General features: G+C 72.3%; 17 protein-coding genes. 8 read left to right on the top strand and 9 right to left on the bottom strand.

All coding sequences use genetic code 11. The features are described from left to right. Positions 1-87: 87 nt before the first annotated feature. The 6 genes from B1H55_RS04480 (at position 88) to purM (ending at position 7,839) form a co-directional block, all read left to right on the top strand. Positions 88-897 carry a FadR/GntR family transcriptional regulator gene (locus B1H55_RS04480; protein WP_080461605.1) on the top strand — a complete coding sequence of 270 codons (810 nt, stop codon included), beginning with the start codon at positions 88-90 and terminating at the stop codon, positions 895-897. Between the two features lie 94 nt (positions 898-991). Further along, positions 992-2,416, top strand: coding sequence for a four-carbon acid sugar kinase family protein (locus tag B1H55_RS04485; protein ID WP_080461606.1), 1,425 nt, complete (start codon positions 992-994; stop codon positions 2,414-2,416). A gap of 34 nt (positions 2,417-2,450) precedes the next feature. After that, positions 2,451-3,374 (top strand): NAD(P)-dependent oxidoreductase, encoded by a 924-nt coding sequence (locus B1H55_RS04490; RefSeq protein WP_077240562.1) that lies wholly within the window; start codon positions 2,451-2,453, stop codon positions 3,372-3,374. Then, positions 3,371-4,822 carry a GntP family transporter gene (locus B1H55_RS04495; RefSeq protein ID WP_231952734.1) on the top strand — a complete coding sequence of 484 codons (1,452 nt, stop codon included), beginning with the start codon at positions 3,371-3,373 and terminating at the stop codon, positions 4,820-4,822. The genes B1H55_RS04490 and B1H55_RS04495 overlap by 4 nt, the downstream gene beginning before the upstream one ends. 30 nt (positions 4,823-4,852) lie before the next feature. After that, positions 4,853-6,694: an amidophosphoribosyltransferase gene (gene purF / locus B1H55_RS04500; RefSeq protein ID WP_080461610.1), complete on the top strand. Its 1,842-nt coding sequence runs from the start codon at positions 4,853-4,855 to the stop codon at positions 6,692-6,694. Beyond that, entirely contained in the window at positions 6,691-7,839 is a 1,149-nt protein-coding gene (gene purM, locus B1H55_RS04505; protein WP_077240561.1) for a phosphoribosylformylglycinamidine cyclo-ligase, read from the top strand. Before purF ends, purM begins: the two co-directional genes overlap by 4 nt. A 237-nt stretch (positions 7,840-8,076) precedes the next feature. Here the strand turns inward: purM and B1H55_RS04510 are convergent, their stop codons facing one another. The 9 genes from B1H55_RS04510 to B1H55_RS04550 all read right to left on the bottom strand — a co-directional run bounded on the left by B1H55_RS04510 (position 8,077) and on the right by B1H55_RS04550 (position 18,058). After that, positions 8,077-8,544: a DUF3806 domain-containing protein gene (locus B1H55_RS04510; protein ID WP_073452999.1), complete on the bottom strand. Its 468-nt coding sequence runs from the start codon at positions 8,542-8,544 to the stop codon at positions 8,077-8,079. Between the two features lie 227 nt (positions 8,545-8,771). After that, positions 8,772-9,008: a DUF3073 domain-containing protein gene (locus B1H55_RS04515; RefSeq protein ID WP_077240560.1), complete on the bottom strand. Its 237-nt coding sequence runs from the start codon at positions 9,006-9,008 to the stop codon at positions 8,772-8,774. Positions 9,009-9,193: 185 nt separating this feature from the next. Next, positions 9,194-9,532, bottom strand: coding sequence for a DUF3618 domain-containing protein (locus B1H55_RS04520; protein ID WP_077240559.1), 339 nt, complete (start codon positions 9,530-9,532; stop codon positions 9,194-9,196). 11 nt (positions 9,533-9,543) lie between these two features. Continuing rightward, positions 9,544-10,212, bottom strand: a complete 669-nt coding sequence (locus B1H55_RS04525; RefSeq protein ID WP_077240558.1) for a hypothetical protein — start codon at positions 10,210-10,212, stop codon at positions 9,544-9,546. Then, positions 10,209-10,697 (bottom strand): phage holin family protein, encoded by a 489-nt coding sequence (locus B1H55_RS04530; protein WP_073453007.1) that lies wholly within the window; start codon positions 10,695-10,697, stop codon positions 10,209-10,211. The genes B1H55_RS04525 and B1H55_RS04530 overlap by 4 nt, the downstream gene beginning before the upstream one ends. Positions 10,698-10,839: 142 nt before the next feature. Beyond that, a complete protein-coding gene (locus B1H55_RS04535) occupies positions 10,840-12,576 on the bottom strand; it encodes an ABC transporter ATP-binding protein (RefSeq protein WP_077240557.1) in 1,737 nt (578 codons plus the stop codon). Next, complete coding sequence (locus B1H55_RS04540; RefSeq protein ID WP_231952736.1) at positions 12,576-14,519, bottom strand: ABC transporter ATP-binding protein; 1,944 nt, start codon at positions 14,517-14,519, stop codon at positions 12,576-12,578. The genes B1H55_RS04535 and B1H55_RS04540 overlap by 1 nt, the downstream gene beginning before the upstream one ends. Positions 14,520-14,650: 131 nt before the next feature. Next, positions 14,651-17,224, bottom strand: coding sequence for an ABC transporter permease (locus B1H55_RS04545; protein ID WP_073453011.1), 2,574 nt, complete (start codon positions 17,222-17,224; stop codon positions 14,651-14,653). A gap of 3 nt (positions 17,225-17,227) precedes the next feature. Beyond that, positions 17,228-18,058: an ABC transporter ATP-binding protein gene (locus B1H55_RS04550; protein WP_073453096.1), complete on the bottom strand. Its 831-nt coding sequence runs from the start codon at positions 18,056-18,058 to the stop codon at positions 17,228-17,230. Positions 18,059-18,291: 233 nt separating this feature from the next. Here B1H55_RS04550 and B1H55_RS04555 point away from each other — a divergent pair, with 233 nt between their 5' ends. Beyond that, on the top strand, positions 18,292-20,007 hold the full coding sequence (locus B1H55_RS04555) for a hypothetical protein (protein WP_077240556.1): 1,716 nt from the start codon (positions 18,292-18,294) through the stop codon (positions 20,005-20,007). 360 nt (positions 20,008-20,367) lie between these two features. Next, positions 20,368-21,414 carry a hypothetical protein gene (locus tag B1H55_RS04560; protein WP_096519383.1) on the top strand — a complete coding sequence of 349 codons (1,047 nt, stop codon included), beginning with the start codon at positions 20,368-20,370 and terminating at the stop codon, positions 21,412-21,414. Positions 21,415-21,422: the final 8 nt, after the last annotated feature.

Below are 21,422 nucleotides of genomic sequence, written 5' to 3' on the forward strand. Positions count from 1 at the left end.
AGCCCGGGCCGCGACCCCTTGCGCCTGACCTGCGGCTGCCGTAACGTATATCAAGTCATCTGAGGACTTGAGGGAACGGGAGGTGCCATGAGCGGGCGCGTCAGCATCGTCGCCGTCATCGTCGACACCCTCCTCGCCCGCGTCGTCGCCGGCACCTACCGGCCGGGCGGCGCGCTGCCCGCCGAGGCCTCCCTGGCCGAGGACCTCCGGGTCTCGCGCCTCACCGTGCGCGAGGCCATCAAGATCCTCGTCGCCCGCGGCGTCCTGCGATCCCGCCAGGGGTCGGGCACCTACGTCGTCGACCCGGACCGCTGGACGGACTTGGCGGGGCTGCTCATGCTCGAGCGCGCCCGCCGCGATGAGCGCGAGGTCGACCTGGCCCTGCTCGAGGTGCGCCGCATGCTCGAGGTCGGCTCGGCGGGGCTCGCCGCCGCCCGCCGCACCCCGGATCAGCTCGATGCCATGGGGCGTGCCATCGATGTCCTGCGCCGCGCCCACGAGCACGACGACGTCGAGGCCGCCGCCCGGGCCGACCTCGACTTCCACGACCTGCTCATCCACGCGGCCGGCAACCCGCTCGTCGTGGGCACCTACGCCCCGCTGCGCGAGGAGCTCATGCGCGCCAGACTCGTGACCTCCGCCCACCCCGAGGTCAGGGGCCACGCCATCGAGCAGCACGAGCGCATCCTGTTCGCCCTGCGCGCCGGATCACCCGATGCCGCCAAGGCGGCCATGCGGGCGCATATGGAGCAGACGAGCAACGACCTGCTCTCCCACAGCCCGGTCATCCCGATCCCGCCGGGACCCATCGGGGCCGGCGACGACGGGCCGCCCGAGCACCGGCCCGGCCCCGTCCCCCCGGTCCTCCCGGCCGTTCCGGCGCCCCCCGGAGCCTGAACCGCCCAATCGGGGCGCCCCGTCCCCGGTCCTCACGGGCGCCCCGCACAATCGCCAGATATTCATCAGAGGACTTTGTCGCAAAGGAGCGAGCATGACCACCCTCGACGAGCTCACCGCAGGGATCCCGGAGGGCCCCCGCGTCGACCCCACCACCATCGCCGGAGGACTCGACCGCGTCCTCATCGTCCTCGACGACGACCCCACCGGCACCCAGTCCGTCGCCGACCTGCCCGTCGTCACCGGCTGGAGCGTCGCGGACCTCACCTGGGCGCTGAGCACCGGCGCCCCCGCCGTCTACGTCATGACCAACTCGCGGTCCCTGGACGCCCAGGACGCGGCCAGGGTCAACACCGAGGTCGTCACCCACGCCCTGGAGGCCTCCCGGGCCACCGGGCGCGCCGTCGCCTTCGTCTCCCGCTCGGACTCCACCCTGCGCGGCCACTACCCCCTCGAGCCCGACACCATCGCCGACCTCGTCGAGGCCGACGGCGCCCGCGTCGACGGCATCATCCTGTCGCCCGCCTTCGCCGACGCGGGGCGGATCACCGTCCACGGCGTCCACTACGCCGGCTCCCCGACCACCGGCTACGTCCCCGTCGGCCAGACCGAGTTCGCCCGCGACAAGGCCTTCGGCTACCGCTCCTCCGAGCTCGCCGCCTGGGTCGAGGAGAAGACCGGGGGCGCCACGGCGGCCGACGACGTCATCGTCATCGACCTGGTCGCGCTGCGCACCGACCCCGACGCCGTCGTCTCGGCCCTGCGCGGCGCGCGCGACCGCGCCCCCATCGCCGTGGACTGCGTCGAGGAGAACGACCTCCTGCTGCTCGCCCTGGCCCTCCAGAGGGCCGAGGAGGAGGGATCCACCTTCGTCTACCGCGTCGGACCGCCCTTCGTGCGCGCCCGCATCGGCCAGAGGCCCCACCCCCCGCTCACCCCCGACCAGGCCCAGCCCGCGAGCACGGCCCCGGCCACCGACGCCCGGGGCGGCCTCATCGTCGTCGGCTCCCACGTCGGCCTGACGGGGCGGCAGGTCGACGCCCTGCGCGCGGCCACCTCCACCCCCGAGCTCGTCCTCGACGTGCCCACCATCCTCGACCCGCAGCGGCGCGACGCCCACGTCCTGGACATCGCCCACCGCGCCGCCGCCGCCCTGGCGGACGGCAATGTCGTCGTGCGCCGCGGCGGGGCCTTCGTGCCCGGGAGGGACCCCGAGGAGTCCCTCGACTTCGCCCGGCGCGTCTCAGCGGCCGTCGTCGAGACCGTCCAGCGCATCGTCGCGGCCCGCTGCCCCCGCTTCGTCATCGCCAAGGGCGGCATCACCTCCTCCGACGTCGCCTCCAAGGGCCTGGGCATTAGCCGGGCGATCGTGCGCGGCCCCATGCTCCCCGGGATCATCTCGCTGTGGGAGCCCCAGGACGGCCCCGCCGCCGGGGTCCCCTACATCGTCTTCGCCGGCAACGTCGGTGACGACGACTCCCTCGCCGTCGTCGTCGAGACCCTCAACACAACCCTCTGAGGCCCTGCGCCCCCAACCGGATCAGGAGATCAACATGACCACCACCGTCGCCGTCCTCGGATTGGGGGCCATGGGGCTGCCCATGGCCACCCACCTGGCCGCCACCTTCACCGTCACCGGCTTCGACATCGCCCCCGAGCGCATGGAGCTCGCCTCCCGGGCCGGGGTCGCGCCCTCGGCCGGCGCCGCCGAGGCCGCCGCCGGAGCCGACGTCGTCCTCGTCGCCGTGCGCAACCAGGCCCAGCTCGACGAGCTGCTCTTCGGTCCGACCGGGATCGCCCCCGCCATGCGCCCCGGCGCCATCGTCCTGCTCACCTCCACCGTCGGCGAGGGCGTCAAGGACGTCGCAGCGCGCCTGGCCGACGCGGGCCTCGCCCTCGTCGACGCCCCCGTCTCCGGCGGGCCCGCGCGCGCCGGCCAGGGGGACCTCCTCGTCGTCGTCGGAGCCGAGGACGACGCCTGGCAGCGAGCCCACGACATCCTGGACGCCATGGCCTCCACCCTCGTGCGCGTGGGCGACGCGCCGGGCTACGGCCAGTCCATGAAGACCGTCAACCAGCTCCTGTGCGGCGTCCACATCGCCGCCGCCGGCGAGGCCCTCGCCCTGGCCCGAGCGCTCGGCCTCGACCCCGAGGCGGCCCTGCGGGCCCTCATGGCCGGCGCGGCCGAGTCCTTCATGCTCGGCGACCGCGGGCCCCGCATGCTCCAGGCCTACGACGCCGAGGGAGCCGAGGTCCGCTCCCGCCTCGACATCTTCGTCAAGGACATGGGCATCGTCACTGCGGCCGCCAAGAGCGCCGGCCTGTCCACCCCCGTCGCGGCCGCCGCAGAGCAGCTCTACCTCCAGGGAGCTCTGCGCGGGCTGGCCGCCCGGGACGACTCCAGCATCATCACGGTGGTGGCGCCGAGCCGGGGCGAGGCGGGCGGGGCCGACCGGTCCGGGGAGGCGCCGGCATGAGCGCCCTCGCGCTGGGCCCGGGCCCCGCACTCGCCTCCATCCTGCCCATGGCCGGCGAGGAGCCCCCCGAGCCGGTGCTGTCCGCGCCCGTCCTGCTGCTCCTGGCCGCCGCGGCCATCGCCGTCCTGCTCATCCTGGTCATCAAGGTCAAGATGAGCGCCTTCGTCGCCATGCTCCTGGTCTCCATGGGCTTGGCGCTCGCCGCCCGCATCCCCGTGGGCGACGTCGTGACCACCATGACCAACGGCATGGGCAAGACCCTGGGGACCGTGGCGATGATCGTGGGCCTGGGGGCGATCCTGGGGCGCGTGATCGAGGCCGCGGGCGGCGCGGAGATCCTCGCCGACCGCTTCACCCGCATGCTGGGGCGGCAACGCGTCATCGCCGCCGTGACCGCCGCCTCCTTCATACTGGGCATCCCGATCTTCTTCGACGTCGGCTTCATCATCCTGGCGCCGATCGTCTTCGGCTTCGCCCACATCGCCGGGATCAACCCGCTCAGGATCGGGCTGCCGGTCGCCGCCACCCTCATGGCGCTGCACGTCGTCGTCCCGCCCCACCCCGGGCCCGTGGCCTCGGCCGCGACCCTGGGGGCCGATGTCGGGCTGCTGACCATGGCCGCCCTGCCCGTGTGCGCCCTGGTCGCCGTCGCCTCCTACTACGTCTCGAAGCTGTTCAAGGTCGACAGCATCGTCCTGGACGGCAGCCCGCTGGGCTCCGCTCAGGAGAGCGCCGAGTCGACCTACGCGCCGGGCGGGGCCATCGCCCGTCCCCGCGCCACCGGCCCGGTCACCGTCATCCTCCTCATCATCGAGCCCATCGCCCAGATGATGCTGGGGACCGTCGGGCAGATGATGGTCGAGGAGGGGAGCACCGCCCACGGGGTGCTGGGCTTCATCGGCTCCTCGACGACGGCGCTGCTGACCGCCGTCCTGCTCGCCTACGTCGTGGTGGGCCACCAGCAGCGCTGGGACCTGGAGAAGCGCGGCAGGGTCCTGGACTCCGCCCTGCCCGACGTCGCCACGATCGTCTTCGTCACCGGCGCCGGGGGCGTCTTCGCCTCGGTCCTCGTGGCCAGCGGGATCGGCAAGGCGCTGTCCGGGGTGCTCGTGGACGCCAATATGCCGATCCTGGTCACCGCCTTCGTCATCTCCCTGGCGCTGCGGGCCTCCCAGGGGTCGGCCACGGTCGCGATCCTCACCACCGGCGGACTGCTGGCCGACGCCGTCGCGACCGGCGGCTACTCGCCCCTCCAGGTGGTCCTCATCCAGATGGCGATCGGCTTCGGGGCGCTCGGCCTGTCGCATATCTCCGACTCCGGGTTCTGGATCGTCACGAAGTACATGGGCCTGTCCGTCAAGGACGGCTTGCGGACGTGGACGGCGCTGTCGACCATCGCCGGGCTGGTCGGGTTCCTCCTGACCGCCGCGATGTGGCTGGTCGTCTGAGGAGGGGGCGGGGTGTGGGAGGATGCCACCGTGCGTCACGGTGAGATCCCCACGCCCACGTCCATCCGATCCGCTGCTCCAGCCCCTCCGTCCCCCGCCCTCGAGCCCGGGATTCACGAGGAGTGCGGCGTCTTCGGCGTCTGGGCCCCCGGGGAGGAGGTCTCCCGCCTGTGCTACTTCGGGCTCTACGCCCTCCAGCACCGCGGCCAGGAGTCCGCCGGCATCGCCACCACCGACGGCGCCTCCATCCGCGTCTACAAGGACCTCGGCCTCGTCTCCCAGGTCTTCGACGACCCCGTCCTGACCAACCTCGCCGGCCACATGGCCGTCGCCCATGTCCGCTACGCCACCACCGGCGCCACCACCTGGGAGAACGCCCAGCCGATGCTCGGCCCCGTGGCCGGCTCCACCCTCGCCCTGACCCACAACGGCAACCTCACCAACACGCGCGAGCTCATGGAGGCCGTCCATGCGGCCAGCGGCGAGGACCTCACCGGGGAGCTCGGCCGGGGCTCATCCACCGACACCGCCGTCATCGCCGCGCTCATGAACCTCGTCTCCACCTCCGGAGCCCCGGCGGGCTGGGACCGCGCGGCCGATCGCGCCGAGTCCTGGCCCGGCCTCTCCCCGGCCCCCGACGGCGCCTCCCGGGGGGACGCGAACGACGGCCCCGCCCCCGACGTGGCCTCCGCCGCCCGCCTCGTCCTGCCCATGCTGCGCGGCGCCTACTCACTGGTCTTCATGGACGAGCACACCCTCTACGCCGCCCGCGACCCCCACGGCGTGCGCCCTCTCGTCCTGGGCCGGCTCGACGCGGGGTGGGTCGTCGCCTCCGAGACCGCCGCCCTGGACATCGTCGGCGCGCGCTTCGTGCGCGAGGTCGAGCCCGGCGAGCTCATCGAGATCAATGCCGACGGCGTGCGCTCCACCCGCTTCGCCGCCGCCCGCCGCGCCGGATGCGTCTTCGAGTACGTCTACCTCGCCCGCCCCGACACGCGCATCGCGGGCCGCTCCATCATCACCGCCCGCAACGCCATGGGCGCCATCCTCGCCCGCGAGCACGCCGTCGACGCCGACCTCGTCATCGCCACCCCCGAGTCCGGCACCCCCGCCGCCATCGGCTACGCCCAGGCCTCCGGCATCCCCTACGCCCAGGGCCTGGTGAAGAACGCCTACGTGGGCCGCACCTTCATCCAGCCCACCCAGACCCTGCGCCAGCTCGGCATCCGCCTCAAGCTCAACCCCGTGCGCGAGGTCATCGAGGGCAAGCGGCTCGTCGTCGTCGACGACTCCATCGTGCGCGGCAACACTCAGCGGGCCCTGGTGCGCATGCTCCGCGAGGCCGGCGCCGCCGAGGTCCACATCCGCATCTCCTCCCCGCCCGTGCTGTGGCCCTGCTTCTACGGCATCGACTTCGCCACCCGCGACGAGCTCATCGCCACCTCGATGAGCGTGGACGCGATCCGGCGCTCCATCGGCGCGGACTCGCTCGGCTACCTGTCCGTGGACGGCATGATCGAGGCCAGTGGGCAGCCGGGCAGCGAGCTCTGCCTTGCCTGCTTCACCGGTTCCTACCCCATCGCCCCGCCCCGCGAGGGCGTCATCGCCTCCGCTGCACCGGCCCCCCGGGCCCGCGGGGGAGGGGAGGCCATCGAGCCCCGGCCCACTGCGCCCAGCGCGCCGCGCTACATCAGCCCGGATCTCATCACCATGCCGGACCTCGCCACCGGATCCACCCGGGCCACCGCCCCCAAGCGCCGCATGGCCCCGCAGCCGCAGACCGTCCGCGTCCCCGACGGCGCCCGCCCCGGGGCGCCCGTCTACCCCACCGTCCCAGCGCCCGCCGCCCCCGAGGAAGGACACCCCCAGTGAGGACCACAGGCACCACAGGATCCACCGGCATCACCTACGCCTCCGCCGGCGTCGACACCGAGGCGGGGGACCGCGCCGTCGAGCTCATGAAGGCCTCCGTGGCCGCCACCATGACGCCCGCGGTCGTCGGCGGCGTCGGTGGATTCGCCGGCATGGTCGACGTCAGCGGGCTGCGCGATCACCGGCGCCCCCTCCTGGCGACCTCCACCGATGGGGTCGGCACGAAGGTCGCCATCGCCCAGGCCCTCGGCATCCACGACACCATCGGACAGGATCTCGTGGGCATGGTCGTCGACGACATCGTCGTCGTCGGCGCCCGCCCCCTGCTCATGACCGACTACATCGCCTGCGGCCGCGTCGTCCCCGAGCGCGTCGCCGACATCGTCCGCGGCGTGGCGAACGCCTGCGCCGCCGTCGGCGCGCCCCTGCTGGGCGGGGAGACCGCCGAGCACCCCGGCCTCATGGCCCCCGATGAGTACGACGTCGCCGGCGCCGCCACCGGGGTCGTCGAGGCCGACCGCGTCCTCGGCGCCGAGCGCGTGCGCGCGGGGGATGCGCTCATCGCCATGGCCTCCTCCGGCCTGCACTCCAACGGGTACTCCCTCGTGCGGCGCGTCATCGAGCACGCCGGCTGGTCCCTGGACCGCGAGGTCCCCGAGCTCGGGCGGGCGCTGGGCGCCGAGCTCCTCGAGCCCACCCGCCTCTACACCGCCGCCTGCCTGGACATCCTCGCTTCCGTCAGCCCCGACGACGGCTCGGGCGCCATGAGGGTCCACGCACTGTCCCACATCACCGGCGGGGGACTGGCCGCCAACCTCGCCCGCGTCCTGCCCGCCGGCCTCGTCGGCGACGTCGACCGCTCGGCCTGGACGGTCCCGCCCGTCTTCGACCTCGTCCGCGCCCTGGGGGAGGTGCCCTGGGACGATCTCGAATCCACCCTCAACCTGGGCGTCGGCATGGTGGCGGTGGTGGCCCCGGAGGCCGCTGACGCCACCATCGCGGCCAGCCGGGCGGCGGGCATCGAGGCCTGGGCGCTCGGGACCGTCCATGACGCCGCCGGGTACGAGCCCAGCGGACGCGTCGTGGCCGGCACCAAGGGCGTCGACGGCGGCGCCGTCGACATCCACGGCCAGTACCGGGCGTGACGGGCGCCGCCGACGGCCGGGGGGCCGCCTGCCGCCCCGCCCGAGGGGACGTGGCCGCCGGCCCGCGGGCATGACGGCGCCGGGCGCACCACGGGTGCGCCCGGCGCCATTCTCAGGGGCCCGGCTCTACGCGCGATCAGGGACCGCGCGCATCAAGGATGTGGGCCGGCTGCTCAGGGTCAGGGGATCGACGCCGTCGGCGTCGAGGGTCCTGTGGGCGGGAAGGGAAGGACCTGCTCACGCGGTGGCCTCGGCGTGCCGGAGCCGCTCAATGGCCCGGTGGGTGCCCTCCACGTAGTCGGCCAGGTCCCCCTCGCTCTGCCCCGTCCAGCGCTTGGCGACGGCATTGATGGGGAACAGGGTGATCTGGCCGGGATCGCCGACCACGGCGGCATCCGTCCCGTACTCGTCGGTGACCAGCGCCCAGGAGAGGTCGCACTGGTCGACGAGCATCTGGCCCAGGGCGGCGCCGATCATCGAGACGGTCGGGTTCGGGTCCTCCCGTTCCTCGGGGGCGACCGATGACCAGGCGGTCCGCTCGGCCACGAGGAAGTCCTGGAGCGCTGCTGGTGAAGCCATGAGCCCGGCCTGATCGGCCTGGGACACGAGCATGTCGATCCAGGCGGTCTCGGCCTCGTTGAGAGGGCTGATCCGGGGCGCGGAGGCGCCGCACTCGCTGGGCTGCGCTTCGTCCTTGTGTGCCATCGGCAGTGTCTCCCTTCGTCGAGATGAGCTCTCGGCGCGGTCCACCCGCAGGTCCTGATAGGCAGGTACTGCGCGGGCGCGCTGGCCCGGATCGCCCGCGTGGGAGCGGACGACGGCCCCACGCTCTCCAAGAGCGGGTCAACCGTAAGGTGACGAACCTGGGAGCACGGTGGGGGCTGAGTGAGCACTGACAGGGAGCGCGCCCGGCGACGCCGCCCGTGACCGCCTCAGCGGCGCCGACCGCCCCGGCTGGGCGCAGCCTCGCCGGGGGCGTCCCACTCGGAGCCGTCGTCCGGGATGTCGTACTTGGAGGCCAGTGCTTCGTAATCGATCTCGTCGTCGCCCTCGGGCCCCGACGCGGTGGAGAGCTCGCGCTCGAGCGCCGCGTAATCGGTCTCCGGGCTGAAGTACTTGAGCTTGCGGGCGACCTTGGTCGCCTTGGCCTTCTGACGGCCGCGCCCCATAGGCTCGACCCCCTCCAACGTGTCTCTGAGCGCGCTCAGGGCGCGCGTGTGCATGGGCTAATGTGTCGTGAGGCAACCGTACATCGTCACCGAGCATGAGCACCATTCGGCGCTCGGAGGACGGGACCGGCGCGGCTGCTGGGATTCCGGGACCTCGCCGGCGCGGGCCCGATCACAGGGGCGGGTCAACGCCGCAGCAGGCGCCCCAGGGCCACGGCGGCCGCGATGGCGCCCCCGGCCACCGCCACGACGGTGGCGGTGGAGCGGATCGCCTCCTCATCGCCGACCTGGGCGCGGTGCAGGGTCTCGGAGACGCGGTCGCGCAGGGAGCCGGCCCGCTCGCGCAGGTCCGCAGCGGTCTCCTGCGCCCTCTCCTTGAGATCCTCTCCCGCGGCGCGCGCCTGGGCCCGGGGGTCCACGCGCGCCGCCAGCTCATCGACGCTGCCGGCCAGTGCCTCGCGCTGGGCGCGCAGCCGGGCCTCGATCTCCTCGGGCGTCGGCGCCGTTCCGCTTCGCTCGCTCATGTGGGCTCCTGTCACTCCGCCGGGAAGGCCTGGCGCCGGTCCGCCCGGGCGAGCCTGACAAGACCGGTGATGCCGCCGCCTGCCAGGGCGGCGCCGACCAGGGAGACGACCCCCAGGGCGAGGGGATCGCCGTCGGCGGCGTCATCGAGGAAGCGCTTGACGCGCGTGGCGGCGCTCTTCGCGACCTGGGTGGGGGAGTCGTGCCGGTGGGCGTCGACGAAGGCACGGGCCCGGGCGCCGGCCTCCTCGGCGCGGCCGCGCGCGGCGGCCAGGGCGGTGGAGGCCCTCTGGCTCGCGACGGCCCTGACGGCGGCGGGGGCGAGGCGCTCACCCAGGGCCTCGGCGTCGGCGGCCAGGGCGGCGCGACGGGCATTGAGCGCCGCCTGGATCTCCTCGGGGCTCGACGGCGCGGACGCCTCCTCGGGCCGTGCGGGGGCCTGGGGGGCGGGAGTCGCGCTTGAGCGGTGCGGGAGCTCCTGGGGCGCGGTGGGGCGCGGCGGCAGTGGCGGCACTGCTGAAGGCACGGGCGCCCCGGAGGGCGATGGCGCCGGGGGCACCGCTGACGGCGCTGCGGAGAGGGCAGGCGATGCCGCCGCGCCGGTTGTCCCGGTCGCTCCCGCGGCCCCCGGGGTGCCCGACTGGCCGCCTGGCATGATGCCGTAATCGGGCTGGGCGCTCATAGCGCCTCGCCTCCCTTCTTCAGGCCGGAGGCGACGGCGGACTTCACGGTCTCCGCGCTCGTGCGCAGACCCTCCTGGGGCGCCGGGACGTCGCTGCGGCCCTTCTTGAGGTGCTTGACGCCCAGGAGCGCCAGGATCGCGACGATGATGAACAGGACGGCTGCCACGATGAGGTAGCCGGCCCACAGCGGCAGCGCGAGCGCCAGCAGGCGCACGATGCCCCCGAGGAGGATCCCGAAGGCGAACAGCGCGAGGACCCCCGCCGCGGCGAGCAGCCCCGCGCCGAGCCCCAGGTTCGCGGCCATCCGCTTGCCCTTGGCCTTGGCCAGGTCGATCTCCCCCTGGATGAGCCCGGAGACGTTCTCCGAGATCCGGGCGATGAGCTCGCCGATCGTCGGCTGCGGGCCGCGTGCGCTACTCCGGCTGGTCGAGCCGTGGGAGCCGGGGGCGCCTGGCGGGGGCGGCGTGGTGGGAGTCTCGCTCATGGTTGACCCTCCTGGTCGGATGCGCGGTCGGGCGCGGGGCGCGAATGCTCCACAAAGGATGTCACACCGCGCGGCGCGGCGCCCACGCGTGCACGCATGGGCGCCGCGCCGCCGCGCCGAGGGGGAAAGGGTCCATCGTCCTTCAGGAACGGCTCCAGGTCGCCCACAGGGACGCGTACTCGCCGTCGAGCGCCACGAGCTCGTCATGCGTGCCCAGCTCGGTGATCATGCCGTCCATGACCACGGCGATCCGGTCGGCGTCGTGCGCCGTGGACAGCCGGTGGGCGATCTCGATGACCGTGCGCCCCGCCAGCGCGGTGGACAGCGCGCACTCCAGGCGTCGGGCCGCACCGGGATCCAGCAGGGAGGTCGCCTCGTCGAGGATGAGGGTGTGCGGGTCGAGCAGGACCAGCCGCGCCAGGGCGACCTCCTGCGCCTGGGCCGGCGTGAGCGCCAGGTTCCCCGAGCCGACGCGTGTCTCCATCCCCTCGGGCAGGGCGTCCACCCAGGCCTCGGCGCCGATGGAGGCCAGCGCGCGGCGCAGGGTGGCGTCGTCGGCGTCCGGGCGCGCCAGGCGCAGGTTGTCCGCGATCGAGCCGACGAACACGTGGTGCTCCTGCGTCACGAGGGCCACGTGCCCGCGCAGCTCGGTCTCAGTCAGGTCCGTCAGGCTCACTCCTCCGACGGTCACCGCGCCCGAGGTCGGCGGGTTGATACCGGCGAGCATCCGCCCCAGCGTGGACTTGCCCGAGCCGGACGGGCCGACGACGGCCAGGCGCTCCCCGGGCACGAGCTCCAGGGAGATGCCGTGCAGCACCTCGACGCCCTCGCGGTAGGCGAAGCGGACGTCGTCGAGAACGATCCGCTTGTCCCGGGGGATCTGGCCGGTGGGGGCCCGGTCCGGCGGGACCTCCTCGACCCCCATGATCCGCGACAGGGCGGCCTGGGCCACCTGCAGCAGGTCGATCCAGAACATGAGCTGGCCGATCGGCTTGCGGATCTCCATGGCGTACAGCGCCACCGTCGTGATCTCCCCCAGGCCGGTCCAGCCGCGGGAGGCCAGGAACCCGCCCCACAGCAGGACCACGACCACCGGGGCCCGCCAGGCGACGTCGAGGATGAGGAACATGATGAGCCGCAGGCGCGCTGCCAGCTCCTCCAGGCTCCAGGCCTCGGCGATGTCGGCCCGCAGGGCCGCCTCGCGGCGCGCGCCCATGGCCAGTGCGTCCACCGTCTCGGCGTGCTCGACGGTCTCCGAGACCGTCCCGTTCAAGCGCGCCACGGCGGCGAGGTCCGCCCGGTAGACCGGTACGGCGCGGCGCAGGTACCAGCGCATCGTGGCCCACACCGGCGGCGCGATGACGCCCAGGGCCAGGGCGAGGAGCCAGTCGGCGGTGAAGGCGGCCAGCACCGTGAAGACGATCGTCACCACGCACACCATGATCTGCGGGATCCCGACCCGCACGAGGAACTCGATGCGGGAGATGTCGTTGGTGGTGCGGCCCACGAGGTCACCGGTGCCCGCGGACTCGACGGCGGACAGGGGCAGGTGGACCACCCGCGTCATCATTCGCTCGCGCAGGTCGGCGAACACCGACTCGCCCAGGGTACGCGCGTGCATCTGCGCGTAGCGGTTGATGACCGCCCCCAGGAGCGTGACGACGACGATCGCCCCCACGACGCCGTCCACGTAGGAGGCGCTGGCGGTTCCCTGCGAGACGCGGGTGACGAGCCGGCCCAGCAGCTGCGGGGCGACGAGCGTGGCCAGGACCGCGGCGATCTGGAGCGCCAGGACACCGACGAAGCGCCAGCGGTAGGCGGAGATGATGCCCAGGGCCTTGCGCATGGCGACGCGACCGGGGGCCAGGGGGAGTGCCATCAGTGAGCCGCCTCCTCATCGCGCTCGCCGTGCTCGCCCGCCGCTCCGGCAGCGACGGGCGGGGCGGGGGCGCCCTCGGCTCCGGTGGCCCGGGCCACGATCCGTCGGTAGGCCAGAGCCGCCTCATCCCCGGCGCCCGCGCGCGAGAGCAGCTCGCGGTGGGTGGCCCGAGCGCGCTCGCGGCCCTCGCCGTCGAGGAGGACGACCTCATCGCAGGCCGCCAGGACCAGTGGCGACTCGGTGACCACCACTGTGGTGCGCCCGGCGCGCGCCGAGCGGATCCGCTGGGCGACGCGCGCCTCGGTATGGGAGTCGAGGGCGGAGGTCGGGGAGATGAGCACGAGGGCGGGCGCCTCGGTGAGCAGGGCCCGGGCCAGGGCGACCCTCTGGCGCTGCCCGCCGGACAGCGACCGGCCCTTCTCCGTGATCATCCCGGCGAGGCCGGCGTCCAGGGAGGTGAGGACGTCATTCGCGTCGGCGGCCTCCAGGGCGGCCAGGAGGCGGTTGTCCCCGTCGGCCTGGCGCGGCTGCGGGCGGACCTGCTGGTCGACGTCGGCGACCCCGGCCCGCCGGGCCTCCGCCACGGCCAGCTCGGCCGGACCCACGGGGATCGGGTCGGGGGCGGCGCGCCCGGCGAGGGCCTGGCGCAGCGTCCCGGTGAAGAGCTGGGCCTCCGCCCCGGCCACGACGATGCTCGCGCGCGCCCGGGCCAGTCCCATCTCCCGCAGATCGGTGCCGTCCAGCGTGACGGGGGAGGCGCCGTCGTCGAAGCGCCCCAGGCGCGTGGCCAGGGCTGCGGAGATGTCTGGGTCGGGGGCGACGATCGCCGTCATGAGCCCGGGGGCGAAGCGGGCCCCGGAGGCGGTGTCGCGGAGCTCCCCGGTGATGGGCTCGGTGCTGCGGATGTCCTCCTCCAGGCGCTCGCGCTCGGCGACGCTCCCGGCGGTGGGCGCGGTCTCGAGCAGGCGGCGCAGGCGGCGCACGCCCACAACGGCGCGCGTGTACTCCTGGACCGAGGAGGAGAAGACCATGAGAGGCCAGGACAGGTAGGCGGTGTAGCCGTAGAAGGTGACGAGTTCGCCGGCGGTGATCTCCCCCTCGATGGCCAGCCTGGCCGCGGCCCACACGATGGCGGCCACGAACAGCCCCGGCAGGAGGACCTGCAGGCTCATGAGGATCGACTGGGTGCCTGCCACCTGCACGCCGCGGCGCCGCAGCTCCTGGGAGGCCCGCCGGTAGCGGTCGGCGAAGACCTCCTCCCCGCCGATGCCGCGCAGGATCCGCAATCCGGCGACGGTGTCGGTGGTGATCGTGGTGACGTCGGACTGCGCCTCGCGCTGGAGCGACTGGCGTGATTGGAGGGGCTTGATGACGAGGGTGACGATCCAGGCCGTCAGCGGCATGCCGACGATGACGATCGTGCCCAGCAGCGGGGATGTGCGCAGCATGAGCACGGCCACGACCGCGAAGGAGATCGCCGCCCCGATGACCGGGACCGCGCGCTGGAAGAAGGTGCCGATGGAATCGGAGTCCGAGGCGACGATCGAGGAGACCTCGCCGGAGGAGGTCTGGCGCCCCAGGGTGGAGCCGGTGGTGGTCACCTGGCGGCCGACGAGCCGATCGATGTCGAAGGAGATGCGCAGGCGAACGAGGGTGGAGAAGTAGGACAGTATCGTGTCCCCGACGGCGTAGACGCAGAACAGGGCGAGCAGGCCCAGGGCGAGGTTCCAGATGCGGGGCGTCAGGCCGTGCTCGATGCCCGAGTCGAGGGCGGCGCCGAGGAACGCCGGGACGATCGCCTGGATGACGTTGGCGACGATGGAGGCCGCGCAGGCGACGGCGAAGGGCGCGGCCGCGCGCCGCAGCAGCCAGACCAGGATGGCTCGGGTGGAGTGCGTGGGAGGTGCGGTCAGCGGCGCGTCCGGTACGGGCAGGAATCGCATGATCCTCCGAGCCTAGCTGTCGCCCCGTCCCCATGACCCGCCCTCCCCTGAGAGCGAGACCGGTCGTTGTTGTCATCGAGACCGGCCCTCAGGGCCGGTCTCGATGACAACAACGACCGGTCTCGCGCGGGCTATTCGGTGGCGATCGCCTCCAGGACGGGCAGGCGCGAGGCCCGCAGGGCGGGCCACACGGCCGCGATGACCCCGACGACGGCGGACACCACCATCATCGCCACGAGCTGGCCCCACGGGATGACGAGTTCCGTGAGTCCCTGCTTCTCCAGCACCGCGCGCAGGGCCCCGGCGAGGAGCACGCCCGTGGCGCCGCCCAGGATCGTGCCGTACAGCGCCGTGAGCACCGATTCGACGACGATCTCCGAGGCCAGTTGCGCCTTGCCGAGGCCGATGGCGCGCATGAGTCCGATCTCGCGGGTCCTCTCGGTCACCGAGAGCACGAGGGTGTTGACGATGCCCAGGATCGCGATGACGATCGACAGGCCCAGCAGGGCGTAGAGGATCGCGAGCATCCGCGTCGCCTGCTGCCCCGCCGCGTCGGAGATCTCGTCGGCGTCCTGGACCGCGTAGATGTAGGTCGGCTTGACGATCTCCTTGATCCGATCCTTGACCGCCACGGCATCCGCCCCGGGCTCCAGGGTGACGAACATGCCCATCGGGCTGGCCAGTACTTGGTCGGCCTGGGTCGTCACCGTTCCGGAGAGGGATCCGACGGCGGCCGCCACGTCCGGTGTCGCCCAGACCGTTCCCGTGATGCCCTGAGTATCGGCGATGCCGGCGACCGTCACCTCGCGGCTGCCGATGCTCCCCGTGATCGTCACCGTGTCCCCGGCCTTGAGCCCGGAGTTCTCGAAGGCGATGACATGGTCGGCGTCCATGTCCGTGAAGGAGCCGCTGACCATGTTCGGGTCGTAGGCGGCCTGGAAGTCGGCGGGCTCAACGATGTTGAGGTAGCCGGTGCTCTGCGCGCCGTCCGGCCCCGTGGTCTGCACGAGGTAGCCGGCGAATCTGGTGGTGGAGGCGACGCCGTCGACGGCTTCGATCTGGGAGGCCGCCTCCGGGGAGAGCTGGGCGCCCGTGGAGGCCGCGGACGCGGGCTGGACCATGAAGTCGGCGTGCAGGGAGTCGTTGACGATCGAGGACACCGAGCGCTGCATCGAGGCCGCGATGATGGCGCCGGCGCATACGAGCGTCATGCCGATGAGCAGGGCGGCCGAGGTCGCGGCCGTGCGGCGCGGGTTGTGCACGATGTTGCGCGCCGCCAGGCGCCCGCCGGGGCGGATGAGCCGCAGCGGCAGGCCGATGAGCGTGACGATGGGGCGCGACAGCACGGGCGAGGCGATGAGCAGGCCGATGAGCAGGGCGCCCGCCGCGCCACCGAGCGCGGCGGTCCGATGGGGCAGGTCGTCCGCCAGCCAGGCGGCGATCACGCCCGCCGCGCCCGCCGCCGCCAGGAGCATCCCGATCGAGCCGCGCAGCGCGAGGGACTTCTCGCGGGCCCCGGACACTCCCCGCATGGCCTCCACCGGCGCGACCAGGGCGGCCTCGCGGGCGGGCAGCAGGGCGCCGATGACGGTGACGAGCACGCCGACGATGAGCGAGGTGATGATGACGCTGCTGGTCATCGGCACTCCTGCGGGCAGCGGCATCCCCATCGACTCCAGCGCCATCACGATGAGCCGGGTCAGGCCGAAGCCCCCGGCCACGCCCAGCGCCGAGCCCACCGCGCCAACCGCCAGCGCCTGGAGGATGACGACGCGGAACACGGATGCGGGCGAGGCGCCGATGGCGCGCATGAGCGCGAACTCCTTGATGCGCTGGCGCACGCTCATGGAGAAGGTGTTCATGATGATGAAGGAGCCCACGAACATCGCCAGCACGACGAAGACCATGAGGAAGGCCTGGACGTACCCGAGGATCCTCTCAACGGAGGCGTTGATGTCGTCGACGCGCTCGGCACGGGTCTGGACCCGGACGTCCTCGGGCACCTGGGAGGCGAGAGCCTGCTTGACGGCGCCCGCGTCCGCCTCCCCGTCGATGACGACCTCGATGGAGCTCACCTTGCCATCGGGGGCCGCCAGGGGCATGAGCCAGTCCGGGTCCATCCCGACGACGGTCGCCCCCGCCATGGATGCCCCGAAGCTGAGCTCCCCGACGACGCGCACCTCCTGCGGGGAGCCCTGGACCACGAGCGTGGTCGTGTCCCCGATGGACAGGCCAGAGCGCTTGAGCGCGGACGACTCCAGGATGATCTGGTCCCCGCCCTCGGGCGCGCTCCCGGCCACGAGCTTGTCGCCGTCGATGTCGGATTGGAAGGGGATGAGGAGCGTCGGCGCCCCCGTGGAGGTCACCGGCGCGCCGTCGGAGCCCACGAGGACGCCGGTGAGGGAGGCCGAGGCGTGAGCGCCGCGCACGCCGTCGATGCCCGCCGCCGTCTCCTCCAGGGAGGCGTCGATGGGCCGGGTGAGCGCGCCTCCTCCGGCGGAGTTGGCATCCGAGGAGACCTTCTGCCCGGTGACGTAGAGGTCGGCCGTGGCCGTGGAGGAGGTGAGGGCGGAGAAGGTCTCGGAGAGCACCCCGCGCAGGGCGAGTGTCCCGGACAGGAAGGTCACCCCCAGGACGACGGCGAGGGCGGTGAGGATGAACTGCTTGGCATGGGCGCGGATCGAGCGCCAGGCGACACGATTCATGGCTCAGGCCCCCGTGCCGGTCGGGTCGGCCGACGGTGCGGACGGCGCGGCGCCGGCGGCGAGCTCGCGCAGGGCGTCGAGCACGCGGTCGCGGTCCGGGTCGTCGAGCTGGGCGACGACCCTCCCGTCGCGCAGGAAGAGGACCGTGTCCGCCCAGGCGGCGGCCTCGGGCTCATGGGTGACCATGACGACGCTCTGGCCGAGCTCGTCCACGGAGGTGCGCAGGATCTGCAGGACCTGCTCGGTGGAGTGCGAGTCGAGGTTCCCGGTGGGCTCATCGGCGAAGACGACGGCGGGGTCCCCCACGAGCGCCCTCGCGCAGGCCACGCGCTGGACCTGCCCGCCGGAGAGCTCCGCGGGGCGGTGGTGGAGCCGGTCCGTGAGCCCGACGGCGCCGACGATCTGGTCGAAGCGGGCGCGGTCGACACGGCGCCGGGCGATGTCCAGGGGCAGCGTGATGTTCTCCTCCGCGCTGAGGGTGGGGACCAGGTTGAAGGACTGGAAGACGAAGCCGATGCGCTCGCGGCGCAGGCGGGTGAGCCGGCGCTGGCTCATCGAGGAGATCTCATCGCCGTCGAGCATGATCCTGCCCGAGGTGACCGCGTCCAGCCCGGCCAGGCAGTGCATGAGCGTGGACTTCCCCGAGCCCGATGGGCCCATGATCGCGGTGAATCGCGCACGGGCGATATCGACATCGACATTGTCCAGCGCGGTGACGGCGGCGTCGCCCTTGCCGAATATCTTGGTGAGGGACCGGGCGGTGAGGACGGAGTCCTCGGCGCGGTGGTGGGTGGTGAGGAGACGGGGCGCGGAGGAGGCGGAGTCCGTAGTCATGGCCCCAACGTACCTGGCGGCCGCGCGCCCCGGCATGGGTGACCACCCTGAGTCGTCCCTGATCCGCGTGGGTGGGGGTTCCAGGCGGCGCGGTGCCGACTGGTCTCACGGCTTCTTGGCCCGGCCGGCGCGCTCATGGTTAGGATCGGGGCAGACCCGAGGCCGAGGCATGACGGCGGTGCGCCCCGGCCCTCGGGTGATCACCCCTGACCGCGTTCTCCTGGGAGGCTCCCGTGGATTCCCGACAGCTCGACGACGAGCCCGACACTCCGCATGAGGACCTACCGGCCAGTGCGGCCAGCGCCGAGGACGGTCCCGGCGAGCAGGATGGCGGGGAAAGCGCCGTGGCTGAGGACGCGGATGGCGCCGCGGAGGCTGAGGGGACCGGTGCGAAGGAGTCCGGGGCGTCGGAGGATCCAGATGGCCCCGACGGCGATGACGCCGAGGCCGGCGCCGCGGAGGCCGGAACCGAGGAGGCCGATCCTGACGAGGGGGCCGAGCCCGACGACGGCGATGACGCCTCTGAGGCCGCCGACGCCGATGGCGGGGACGAGCCTGCTGACGAGCCCGGAGGCGAGCCCGCTGACGGTACTGCCGCTCCCGCCGAGTCGGTCCTCACCGACGATGAGGCCGCCCCTGCTGACCCTCCTGGAGGAGCCGGCAGCGCTGATAAGGCCGATGAGGCCGGGTTGGGCGATGTCGCCCCCCTGCCCCCGATGGATGACGCGGCCGCCTGGGCCGACACTCCCAGCCAGGCGCCCACGAGCTTCGCCGATCCCGTGCCGCAGGCCGCCTACTCGGGGTTCTCCGCCCCTTCCGCCTACAGTGCGCCGTCGGCCTACATGGCCCCGGTGCCGTACCAGCAGGTCCTCCCCTACCAGCCCCAGAGTGCCGCGGAGCCCGCGACCCTGCCCCAGGAGTCGCGGTCATCCCAGCGGGGGCTCCTCATCGTCGTCATCATCCTGCTGCTCGTCATCGCCACGGGCGGTGGCGTGTGGTACGGCACCACCCGTGGCGGGGACGATGCCACGGGTGCGAGCGTCGTGGCCGCCGACGGCGCCTCCCAGGGCTCACAGGACGCGGATCAGGGCTCCCAGCTGCCGAGCGCCGAGCCCTCGGTGACGATGGACTCCACCATCGAGGCCTGCGGCACCGCCCCGAGTCTCAACCCGACCTCGGTGACCGAGTCGAACGGGGAGCTCCAGGTGTCGGTCAGGGCGACCTCGTCCTGCGCCGACGGCGACTTCCTGGCCGGCAGCGTCGACCGCCTCTACGTCAAGGCGCCGTCGGGCCGGGGTGGGGCCGACGACGTGGTGGCCAATGGCCGCTTCGACTTCTCCGCCGCTCCCTTCTTCATCCCCTCCGGCGGCAGGACGCTCACCCTGAGATTCGGGGCGGGCCATTACTTCCGCTCAGCGCAGGACATGAGCGCCCCGAGCATCAGTGTCGGCGTCGAGCCCGATCGGAGCGGAGGCAGCAGCCTGCCCGCCCAGGGGGTGGGGAGCGGCAGCGTCGCCGTGCTCGCACGGTCCGAGACCCATCCCGCCGACAACGCCCTCGAGGACACCGCCGCCTCCAGCGCCCTGCAGTGGCAGAAGACCCATGACAAGACGACGGTGACCTCCACCCTCAAGGGCAAGTGGACGCCCCAGCTCTCCTCCAAGCGGCCGGGCCTCGTCGCCGAGGGCAGGACCTGGGACAGCCGCGCCACCCTCGAGGAGTTCCAGACCACGCGCCGCAGCGTGCCCACCGCCGTTCTCATCAACAGCGACGATTGGCCGGTCTTCGACGCCGGCGGCGGCTGGTGGGTGACCCTGGCCGGCGTCGCCTACGACACCCCGGAGCAGGCCAACGCCTGGTGCGACACCCAGGGGCTGGACCGGGACCACTGCTTAGCCAAGAAGATCGACACCACCGGCACCCCGGACGGCACCACCAAACTGCGCTAATAATTGCCTCTATATAAATAGATTGTCGAAAGTGTCGACTTTGAAGGTTAGGTGCGCCTATATTACTTGCGGGGCGGCCGACAGGGCCTGCCCGACGGCGACGATGGTGTCGCGGGTCTATTGGGGGCTCTGACGCTGATGGGATGCCGCACTCGTTCCTCCCTCTCGCGGAGGGGGCTGGGGAGATTGGTCGTCGCCTGCTCGCTCTACGGGTTCTCGTCCCCGTTGCTGATCTCGGGCTGCGGGGCTCGTTCAACGCCTCGTGAGGAGGTGACGACTGAGGGGAAGGTGCTGGCGATCAGGCTCAGCAATTCTCCGAATGTTGGAGGTGACTTGCTCGGGGTCGGTAAGGGGTATGTCATGCTCGTTGATGAAGGAGGGTCCTATCAGGTCCTCGATGTCAAGGATATGCTGGGCGGGGGGCTGGTCTGGAATGAGACGGGACTGTTCTTTTCGGGCAGGAATGATGAATATCATGTTGACGGTAGTGGTGTGACCTCATTCCCCCGAGGGGTGGATGAGGGGTATGAGGTTGGCGGGTACTCCACATCGGACTCGCAGGGTTACATGGCATTCTACTCGCGCGCGGGAGTGCAGAGCGTCATCGTCGGTGATAAGACGGGCATCAAGGGGCGCTCGGATCAGAACGGAATGTTCGCGAGCAATGGCCACTGCGGGGACAGGGTGGTGTCCATCGTCAACACCGGCTACGCCCCGGATATCGGCTCGAGAATCACCTTGCCCGACAGCAATGGCCCTTTCGACGCGCTCGTCCAAGTCTATCCGCACGCCGAGGGGGGCGATCTTCCCGTTATTCTCGGAACGGATGAGCATGATGATTCCCTGGATGCCGCACTGAACTACTACACGTGCGACACTGACGTGATCTACGTCCCGACCGCGAAGCGATCCCACCCGCAGGCCGATCCCGGCAATGGCCTGGATCCCACGGCCGCCACTCTCGTCATCCAGGCCTGGGACACCTCTTCGGGCCAGCGCAGGATAATCCCCGTCATTGACGCGTCCGGGACTCCTCTCGATTTCTCCTCGCAAGATATCAGTGGTGCCGCCAACAGAATTATTGATGGAGAGCTGCAGGTCGTCACCAGGGAAGGGGAGGCTTATCGGGTGGAATTGCCGACAGGCGCCCTGAAGTCGCACTTCTCTATCCCGCTGAGCGATGAGCTGTCATTCTCTCAATTCGCTTTCATGGACGCCTACGTGTTCGTCCTGGACGTGCCGGCTGATCCGGATGCCGATCTGACGATGAGCCGATACGGGATGTCCTCGGGCGAGGCGTCCAGCATTATGGCCATCCATGGTGCGTCGCGGTTCCGGAGCGGAGGCCTCCTCGTCGACGACCCCACGGTGCAATCGATCGCCCTGCGCCCCGGGTACACGGGATAGTGACTCCC

Source organism: Actinomyces denticolens, from assembly GCF_002072185.1.
In the GTDB taxonomy this organism is placed as follows: domain Bacteria; phylum Actinomycetota; class Actinomycetes; order Actinomycetales; family Actinomycetaceae; genus Actinomyces; species Actinomyces denticolens.

Excerpts from the sequence above, each read along its gene's own strand:
- B1H55_RS04480 (WP_080461605.1), top strand. The coding sequence starts at position 88 with ATGAGCGGGCGCGTCAGCATCGTCGCCGTCATCGTCGACACCCTCCTC.
- B1H55_RS04485 (WP_080461606.1), top strand. The coding sequence starts at position 992 with ATGACCACCCTCGACGAGCTCACCGCAGGGATCCCGGAGGGCCCCCGC.
- B1H55_RS04490 (WP_077240562.1), top strand. The coding sequence starts at position 2,451 with ATGACCACCACCGTCGCCGTCCTCGGATTGGGGGCCATGGGGCTGCCC.
- B1H55_RS04495 (WP_231952734.1), top strand. The coding sequence starts at position 3,371 with ATGAGCGCCCTCGCGCTGGGCCCGGGCCCCGCACTCGCCTCCATCCTG.
- B1H55_RS04510 (WP_073452999.1), bottom strand. The coding sequence starts at position 8,544 with ATGGCACACAAGGACGAAGCGCAGCCCAGCGAGTGCGGCGCCTCCGCG.
- B1H55_RS04515 (WP_077240560.1), bottom strand. The coding sequence starts at position 9,008 with ATGGGGCGCGGCCGTCAGAAGGCCAAGGCGACCAAGGTCGCCCGCAAG.
- B1H55_RS04520 (WP_077240559.1), bottom strand. The coding sequence starts at position 9,532 with ATGAGCGAGCGAAGCGGAACGGCGCCGACGCCCGAGGAGATCGAGGCC.
- B1H55_RS04525 (WP_077240558.1), bottom strand. The coding sequence starts at position 10,212 with ATGAGCGCCCAGCCCGATTACGGCATCATGCCAGGCGGCCAGTCGGGC.
- B1H55_RS04530 (WP_073453007.1), bottom strand. The coding sequence starts at position 10,697 with ATGAGCGAGACTCCCACCACGCCGCCCCCGCCAGGCGCCCCCGGCTCC.
- B1H55_RS04535 (WP_077240557.1), bottom strand. The coding sequence starts at position 12,576 with ATGGCACTCCCCCTGGCCCCCGGTCGCGTCGCCATGCGCAAGGCCCTG.
- B1H55_RS04540 (WP_231952736.1), bottom strand. The coding sequence starts at position 14,519 with ATGCGATTCCTGCCCGTACCGGACGCGCCGCTGACCGCACCTCCCACG.
- B1H55_RS04545 (WP_073453011.1), bottom strand. The coding sequence starts at position 17,224 with ATGAATCGTGTCGCCTGGCGCTCGATCCGCGCCCATGCCAAGCAGTTC.
- B1H55_RS04550 (WP_073453096.1), bottom strand. The coding sequence starts at position 18,058 with ATGACTACGGACTCCGCCTCCTCCGCGCCCCGTCTCCTCACCACCCAC.
- B1H55_RS04560 (WP_096519383.1), top strand. The coding sequence starts at position 20,368 with ATGCTCGTTGATGAAGGAGGGTCCTATCAGGTCCTCGATGTCAAGGAT.